At 39.1% G+C, this 7700-nt stretch carries 7 protein-coding genes and 1 pseudogene; 1 reads left to right on the top strand and 7 read right to left on the bottom strand.

Going from position 1 to position 7700, the window contains the following annotated elements; all coding sequences use genetic code 11:
* Positions 1 to 400 (top strand): hypothetical protein (locus D6D85_RS16245; RefSeq protein WP_161969739.1); only part of this gene is annotated, 400 nt, incomplete at its 5' end.
* Between the two features lie 36 nt (positions 401 to 436).
* Here D6D85_RS16245 and D6D85_RS07070 read toward each other — a convergent pair.
* The 7 genes and pseudogenes from D6D85_RS07070 to D6D85_RS07045 all read right to left on the bottom strand — a co-directional run.
* Positions 437 to 2131: a hypothetical protein gene (locus tag D6D85_RS07070; protein ID WP_125671370.1), complete on the bottom strand. Its 1695-nt coding sequence runs from the start codon at positions 2129 to 2131 to the stop codon at positions 437 to 439.
* A gap of 78 nt (positions 2132 to 2209) precedes the next feature.
* Positions 2210 to 3151 (bottom strand): glycosyltransferase family 2 protein, encoded by a 942-nt coding sequence (locus D6D85_RS07065; protein WP_125671369.1) that lies wholly within the window; start codon positions 3149 to 3151, stop codon positions 2210 to 2212.
* Positions 3152 to 3451: 300 nt separating this feature from the next.
* Entirely contained in the window at positions 3452 to 4330 is an 879-nt protein-coding gene (locus D6D85_RS07060; protein WP_237558783.1) for a glycosyltransferase family 2 protein, read from the bottom strand.
* A 138-nt stretch (positions 4331 to 4468) separates the two neighbouring features.
* Complete coding sequence (locus tag D6D85_RS07055; protein WP_125671367.1) at positions 4469 to 5602, bottom strand: glycosyltransferase family 4 protein; 1134 nt, start codon at positions 5600 to 5602, stop codon at positions 4469 to 4471.
* Positions 5599 to 6600 (bottom strand): glycosyltransferase family 2 protein, encoded by a 1002-nt coding sequence (locus tag D6D85_RS07050; protein ID WP_125671366.1) that lies wholly within the window; start codon positions 6598 to 6600, stop codon positions 5599 to 5601. Before D6D85_RS07050 ends, D6D85_RS07055 begins: the two co-directional genes overlap by 4 nt.
* 160 nt (positions 6601 to 6760) lie before the next feature.
* Positions 6761 to 6934 (bottom strand): hypothetical protein, encoded by a 174-nt coding sequence (locus D6D85_RS16240; protein ID WP_161969738.1) that lies wholly within the window; start codon positions 6932 to 6934, stop codon positions 6761 to 6763.
* A 98-nt stretch (positions 6935 to 7032) separates the two neighbouring features.
* Positions 7033 to 7700 (bottom strand): annotated as a pseudogene (locus tag D6D85_RS07045) (hypothetical protein); the annotation flags it as partial.

The following is a 7700-nucleotide window of genomic DNA, read 5'->3' as shown; positions in this document are numbered from 1 at the left end:
ACTTGGGATAGCAGTAGCCCGGGCACTTCTGATATTCTCCCCGATATCAGGGTACATATTCGGTTCGTTGGGGAGGACTGCTACTGTTGGAGGAGCTTCTCAGATACAGATATTGAGTGCTAGCTCATCTGATGGTCAACATTGGGCAATAGATGTGAAGAACCTCGGGCCTGGAACAGTCAGCAGTACTGGTGCTACCGATTGGAAGGTGTTCATAGATGGAACTAGCTGTGATACAAGCAGTTGGGGTACTGCTGGCTTAACTTGGACTGTAGGTTCGACAGTAACAGTACAATGCAGTCTTTCTTCTGCTGTCCCCACAACTAAGCAGCATAACATAGTAGTATATGGACCGGGAGGAACTCAGGCGCAGTATCTCTACTATCCACCTCCAAGCTGATTTCCCTTTTCTTTCTTTCCTTTTCTTTTTTGTCATTTAGCTGTTTGGGTTTCCCTGAAGTTCCACAAGCTGCAGAAGAAGGCATTTCCTGAACACAATAACCTTCCTTATGGTTAAATCAGGGCATTTAACGATGAGAGGACCCTTATTAAGTATTTTACAAATAGCTCCATATGCTGTTGTCACGGCTATGACATCTGTTTCATTTAGGTAAAGTATAGCAGTTGTGTTGTCCAGATATATGCCCTCCACCCTGCTCTGATTCCCCTTAGGCAGGTATTCTATGAGATCTGCTGAATTTGATGACGAAATAACCCTGATGCACGGATCTTTTTCCACAAGAATTCTCTCCAGCTGAGTTTTTCTCGTTATTATAAACTTGGATCCATCGAGAAGAAGGTCTTCAAGAGCTCCTGTCCTCTCAACGGAGCATCCAAAGACGCTTGGGAATGCAGATAACCCGTAGGAGGATATGTTCATCTTGTACTCATTGCATACCTTGTGGACAAATGGAATTGCATCTTGATATGGAGTGTTTCCCCTGACCGGTGGGAATGCCAAAATGAGAAGAATGAGGACAACAGGCGATAAAAACCTCCTTATCTTCATGCTGATGAGACTGATTCTCTCTATCAAGCATGTGGCTGTCATGCTTAAAGGAAATGGAAGGAGAAGAAGAAATCTCCAGCAGAGGGAGGGACTTCCTGCTGCAAATATTATGACGACAATAAATATGAAGAGAGCGTATAAGGACAGGTATTTCCTCCTTTTCTCCCACGAGCTTCTCGCTAGAAGGCCTGCAATTCCAAGGGAGAAGGATGCCCCGAAGAAATACCATATATCCAGGGGAATTCCCTCTATAACAGCCAGTTTCACGCCAATAGGGACATTTCCCGCAACTTTTAAGGCATATGAGTGGACTCTGTTCACTGAAAGGGGAAGAACAAGCCAGAAAAAGCTTGGAATTAAGTATAATATTTTCTTCGATCTCTTGATCAGGTAGACTATACAGGCATATGCGATGAATATCCAGGAAAGGGTGTTCGATAGGGGAAGGAGGAATGAGATTACAGAGGCTGGAAGCATTTTGTCTCGAATTAGAAGATATGCATCGAGCAGAATCAGGGAATCCAAAACAAGGTTAGAATAGGTTCCTATTTCAAAGAGATGAATTAGAGAGGGGCACATCAGCAGGTAGAAGATGGAGGCAATTACAGGGTTAAGGTCAAGTTCCCTCGCTATCATGTAGATTAAGGCACCTTCCGATGGAATTAGAAGGGCTAAAACTGCTCTATACCAGAGATACCACTCTCCTCCTAATTTGTAGCATGCTCCTCCGATCATGTGCACCAGAGGAGGATAATCTAGGGGAAGAGAGCCTGTAGTGGCGTAAAGCTTTGACCTCATTAGGTGAAAGGGCTCGTCCTGATTCATCCAGCTGGCCACATATGGCTCCTTGTACAGATTCACTGCTACAACTAGGGTATACACAATGAAGATCAGCAGAAGAAATTTATCCACCTTTTTATCAGCCTTTCTAATTGCCCATACCCCTGCAAGCAGAAGAATAATCTCTATTGCAGCAAAAGAATCGATACTAATTAGTGGAGAGACAACAGCCAGAAAGATAGCTCCTACCAGAGGAGCTAAAACTATGGATTTTGCTACACCTTTTGTCAGAAATAGGGATATCGAGATTCCGGCTGTAATCTGTAGGATCACTGGAAGCATATAGAACGTTTGAAGCAAAAGCTAAAAAAATTAACTGCATAAAGAAGCAAGAGTATTTTCTAAAATTTCACTAAACTATTAATAGTGAATTAATCCATATAAAATTCCTCTTAGATAAGATCTGAGCTTTCGGTAGTTCTCGTACTCTCCTCTTAACAGTATAATTTTAGCTAATGTAGTTATAATCCATCTTAGCATAAAAACTTTAGCACAATTAGGAATTCTCGACGTTAGCATTAAGGCAGTATTTTTCCCTCTTTCAAAGTATCTCTCCTCTGAATAGCTACCAACAGGAATATATTCTGCATGTATATACTCAATAGACCTAGTAGTTCTAGAGAGCTTGAAGAATCCTCCTTTTGTTGCTTTGGGAACTAATCTTGGTTTTCCACCTATATGATAAACTATGCTACTGGGAACTTGAATTATTCGCCATCCTTTCAACCATATTCTAGTGGAGAACTCGAAATCTCCAAGTTCATTTCTCATCCGCGCTGAGGGGAATCCTACAGAATTTATTATTTTTCTTGGAAGTAGCATTCCATTAAAAGTTGATGTAAGAATCTCCCTAGGTTGGCTAAGATTTCCTCTTCTCCAATTAAAGAGCCCGCAGGTAAAATCAAGTGGAAGATATAAGTAGTTCATTAATGGACAGACTGAAAGAGAGGTAAGCACTGATTTTTCTACTAGGGGAAAGCTTAGCAATTCTTCAAGAGCGTTCTTTAGCGGAAGGCTATCTTGATCAAGTAGCCATATAAGTCTGTATCCTTTTGAAAGAGCAAGCCTTATTCCTCTTGCATAGCTTCCTGAGGCACCCATGTTGAAGCCGTTTCTCACGAGAGTGATATCGGGAAAGCGACGTTTTATGTACTCATATGTATTATCCTTAGAGAAATCATCCACACATATTATCTCCCTTGGAATCCTACTCTGTCTAAGTAGAGCAGAGATGCACCTATCCACAATGCCAACACCATTATAGACAGGAATAACAACAGCTACATCATCTGCTGAAACCATCTAATCCCTCCCTCTGTGGATTATATTCTCAAGTCATTCTACCGAGGATTTTTCTGTCATTCACACAGACCCCCTCTGATATTATGCCTTTTCTCTATTAGTAGTTTCGTGCATTTCAATATTCTAAATAGAGCTTTAACAGTGGAATAAATGTAAAGTGGATCTTCTTTAAGAACGGACAGAATAAAGGATGCACTAATATGAATAAGAAAGCATAAAGACGTTGCAAGCACAACAAGATGAGCGGAAAGGCACTTTGTCATCGTCCAGATTATGCTGTATACTCTCCGTTCCCTTCTTTTAGGAGAGCGTGCATTCAGTGTGATAGCTAGTAGGAAATTTCTTCATTATTTTATTATATATTTTTCTTCTATCAAAAACATAATGATATTTTCTAAAGTAATATAGTAATCCTTTTAAATGAATAAAAGCCTTGCGTAAGCTCCTTCTAGAAGCCCTCTGAGAGTAATGAATTACCTCTGCACTTGGGTTGTAGACGACCTTGTATCCATTTAGCCACATCCTTATACACATATCCACATCCTCAGGAGCGTAGGAGATATTCTCATCAAACAAGCCAACCCTATCAAGGACCTCTCTTTTAACAAGCCAACAGGCAGAGATGCAATAATCAACAGAGATAATCTTTCGAAAGTTTTTTGAGTAAACATAATCCTTGTACAACTCCATTTTCTCTCCGAGTCTCTCCAAAAATGGGATAAACTTGAGAATCTTCAGCGGAAAATTGGGAAATAGCTTGCAGGACTTCTGAACAGTTCCATCTGGATAGAGAAGCCTTGGTGCAACAATACCGGCATCAGGAATCTTCTTAAAGGTATTTATTAACTCTTTTATCGCACCTCTGAGGATAACTGTATCAGAATCCAAAAACAGAAGATAATTTCCTCTCGCTTTTCTAATTGCAATGTTCCTTGAATAGGCAGTGCCATAGTTTCTATCAAGAAGAATAACATTTAAGTTGGGTCTCTGCCTTTTAAGAATATCCAATGTTCCGTCAGTGGAACCGCTATCAACAACAATAACCTCGAACTTAACGCCTTCAATATTTTTATAAATGCCCTTGAGACAGTTATCAATATAATTTACAGAATTATATGTAAGGATAATAATACTTAAAATTAAGTTCTCATCGCATCTTCTATTATTATTTCCTTCCATTTTCTCCACCAGACCTCCTCGCTGAAATTTTTAGGTGCGTATATCCTCGAATAACGATCGCTTCGTATGAAATTTCCTTATATACTTTAAGGGACTCCAGACAGTAAGAATAACAGTGAGAATTAATGACAGGAAGGGTCATTTCTCCAAACTCTTGTAAAGGTCAATTAAACGGCGTTCCATAATTTCCCAAGAGAAATTCTCTGAATAAATCTTTGCAGTATGCTTTTTGAAGGCTTCCCACTTGTTTGCATTCCAGTTTGCTATTGAAGTTATTGCCTTTTCTAGATCTTTTTTGTTTCCGTATTCAACCACAAAACCCAAACCATATTTTTCAACAATTTTATCCATACCTGTATTTCTTGCAACAATAATTGGCTTTCCTAACATCATTGCCTCAAAAAGTTTATTTGGACTCGAATAACGGTGATTTGGAATTCGAGGATCATAAGTTGCGAACATAACATCAGATGAAGCGTATACCTCAAGTGCCTTCTCGTAAGGCACACGGCCTAAAAATTCAACATTACCAAGGCCTTTTATTTTTTCTTTAATCTCCTCTTCTTCTGCTCCGTATCCACCGAGAATAAGTTTCCACTCTGGGTGATTCCTAACAACGTCAATCATCTCAAAAATTCCCCTTTCTCTCTGAAGCAAACCTATATAGGCGATAACGAGATTATTCGAACTAACCTTTTTCAAGGGATTTTCCTTAAAATTGGTTACCAAAGGAGGCGAATTATAAATTACAACAAGCCTTTTAGGTTTTGAGCCTTTAATTTGCTCTATTCTTCCCTCATCTGCTATAATTACTGCATCCGCAAAACCAATGAGAAACAGATCGACTCTTCGAATAAGTCGCCTCAAAAAGTCAGGGACATCTCTCAACATATCCGCATAGAAATCAAAAATATCATAGACTACTTTTTTTCTAAGAAACAGTTTGCAAATTAATGCAGGAATAATTGTGTCAAAGTCACATGCATGGATATAGTCATAATTCTGTCTATTTCCCACCAAAAAAGAAAATAACATAAGCTGCCACCTTATAAATTGCCTCATATTCCTAATTCCCGTGGCGAATTTCGCTTTTACTTTTATTCTATAGAGTTCTCCAAACTCCTTTGTTTCGTATACTGGATATTTATTTTCTCTGTCCCAAGCCGCCACCAATACCTTAAACCTATTTTTCGCTAAAGATATTGCCTCTTTCTCGACTCTTGGATCAGGTTCCACTGGATTTGAACGAAGAAAAAGAATACCTTTCCTCATACTCTTTTAATACCACCTCCTCGCCCTGCTAAAATAACCAACCTCAAGAGGGACACAATTTTATAGGGATTCGACAAATTATTAAACAAAAATCTAAAAAATAGATATGGATTCTTTAAAAAAGCTATGACTAAACCTTTGAGACCATGTATTAACAGATCATTCTTATTAAGATCTATCTCTTTTCGTGTTCTTATTTCAATTTGCGAATCAAAATATTTTTTAAATAGCTCCTTATCCTCTGCATTAAACTCCTTATCGCTTTCTAGTGCTTTTTCAAAATTCTTTACCTTATTTATAAACTCCTCAATTCCTAGGTCTGTTAGAGAACCAGGCCTAATCCTATAAAAGTAATAAGATTTTTTTGTTAGGAGCATCTTTAAACCACTCTTAAAAAGTTTAGCGTAAAAATACAAATCTTCCCCGAGACTCAAATTTTCAGGGAACTTAAATTTATTTTCCTGAACTACCTTAGATGGTAGAATTGGTTGAAAAGCAATATATAAAAAGTCTTTATAGCCGATTTCTATTACTTCGCTTGAACCGAATTTCCTGTAAATCCCTGGAAACCAAAGACGGATTTCAGAACCATACCTAACCAGCTTTCCATTATTAGTTTCATAGCAAAGTATCATGTCATCAGCAATAAAATATTTTCCATACTCGTATTTGGAGATTATATTCAGTAAATATTCAAGTCTCTCAGGCTTCCATAAATCATCTGCAGCAGCAAAAGCAATCCATTTCCCTTTTGCAATATCTAAGGCAACATTGCGAGCGTATGAAACGCCTTTATTTTCTTTTAGATCAATAAGGTTTATTCTCTCATCTTTGAACGACTTTGCAATTTCTAATGTTCTATCCTTTGAGCCATCATTTACCACAATAAGTTCAAAATTTAGATAAGTTTGTTTAAGGATCGACTCAATTGCATCCTTTATGTATCTTTCGGCGTTATAAGCTGGCAATATTATTGAAACTAGGCCATAATCTTCCACACAATCACCTCGGGTTTACAAAAGTACAGTTTCACAAATGCTATCGCCAAAGTGACGCAAATAAAACTTTGCTTCAGGTAACAATCCGTGTAAAAATGATGGAATTGCAACAATATCGCCCCCTTATGATAAACTGAAATTGTCATTTTTTGAGCTCATATTAGTTGATTATCTTAACTGCCCCTTTAAGCACGTCTATCTTCGCGTGCAATGTAAGGTGTGCAAAGAGAGACCAGATAACCCCGTCATTCACCCCTCCATCTGATATGCCCTGGCTCCCCATCAAGCTGTGAAGCTTTGAGGAGGCAGAACATTCAGATCTTGGAGGGGTCATTTTTATCACCTTTAGGGGTAATGCGAACTATCCACGTTGCTACTTTTTGGGTTAGGAGAAAATGAAAAGATAAAAATTTCTTTTAAACAATAAAAATATTATCTTGCTGTCAAATATGAGAACAGCACTGCCCCTATGCCGAACAGGCTATGAAAGAGGATAGCCTTCCAGAATATCCTTACCTCCGAGGATCCCTTTCCTATCCACAGGGACCACAAGGCCTCCAAGCCCCTTGTCCTTATTATTCCACTATCATCCACATAGCCAACCGTCCATGTAAACCTGTTTCTCAGCCTTATGAAAAAGTTTATCAGGTATGGGGCTGTGGCAATTATTCCTGCAGTCTTTATTGTTCCTATCACGATGGATGAAGCCAGAACAGCTCCCATCAAATACGTCCCTGAGTTTCCCGGGAATATCCTAGAAGGATATCTGTTCCAGAGGAGGAATGCAGCTAAAGCTCCGGATAAAGCCGCAAGCTCCATCGCAGAATCCCAGCTTTTATACAGAATGGAGCATATCATAAGGAAGAATGATGTGACAAGTCCGCATCCCGCCTCAATCCCATTGAAGCCTGCGTATATGTTGACAGCGTTCATCAAATAACTGAATCCAATGGGAACAAGAACCCAGAACAATACTCCGAGATCCAGCTCCCCCAATGCATATATCACAGTGCTGCCAACCCTGAAAGAGACTATTGGCAGGCCTGCCATTGCAGACAGAAGCACCAGACTCCTCTTGTTGAGCCTGAATAGGTCATCAA

The organism is Candidatus Methanodesulfokora washburnensis (assembly GCF_003947435.1).
GTDB lineage: Archaea > Korarchaeota > Korarchaeia > Korarchaeales > Korarchaeaceae > Methanodesulfokora > Methanodesulfokora washburnensis.
This window is presented reverse-complemented; position numbering and strand designations above follow the sequence as displayed.

Bases quoted from the DNA above. Each gene is read 5' to 3' on its own strand.
- D6D85_RS07070 (WP_125671370.1), bottom strand. From the start codon at position 2,131: ATGCTTCCAGTGATCCTACAGATTACAGCCGGAATCTCGATATCCCTA.
- D6D85_RS07065 (WP_125671369.1), bottom strand. From the start codon at position 3,151: ATGGTTTCAGCAGATGATGTAGCTGTTGTTATTCCTGTCTATAATGGT.
- D6D85_RS07060 (WP_237558783.1), bottom strand. From the start codon at position 4,330: ATGGAAGGAAATAATAATAGAAGATGCGATGAGAACTTAATTTTAAGT.
- D6D85_RS07055 (WP_125671367.1), bottom strand. From the start codon at position 5,602: ATGAGGAAAGGTATTCTTTTTCTTCGTTCAAATCCAGTGGAACCTGAT.
- D6D85_RS16240 (WP_161969738.1), bottom strand. From the start codon at position 6,934: ATGACCCCTCCAAGATCTGAATGTTCTGCCTCCTCAAAGCTTCACAGC.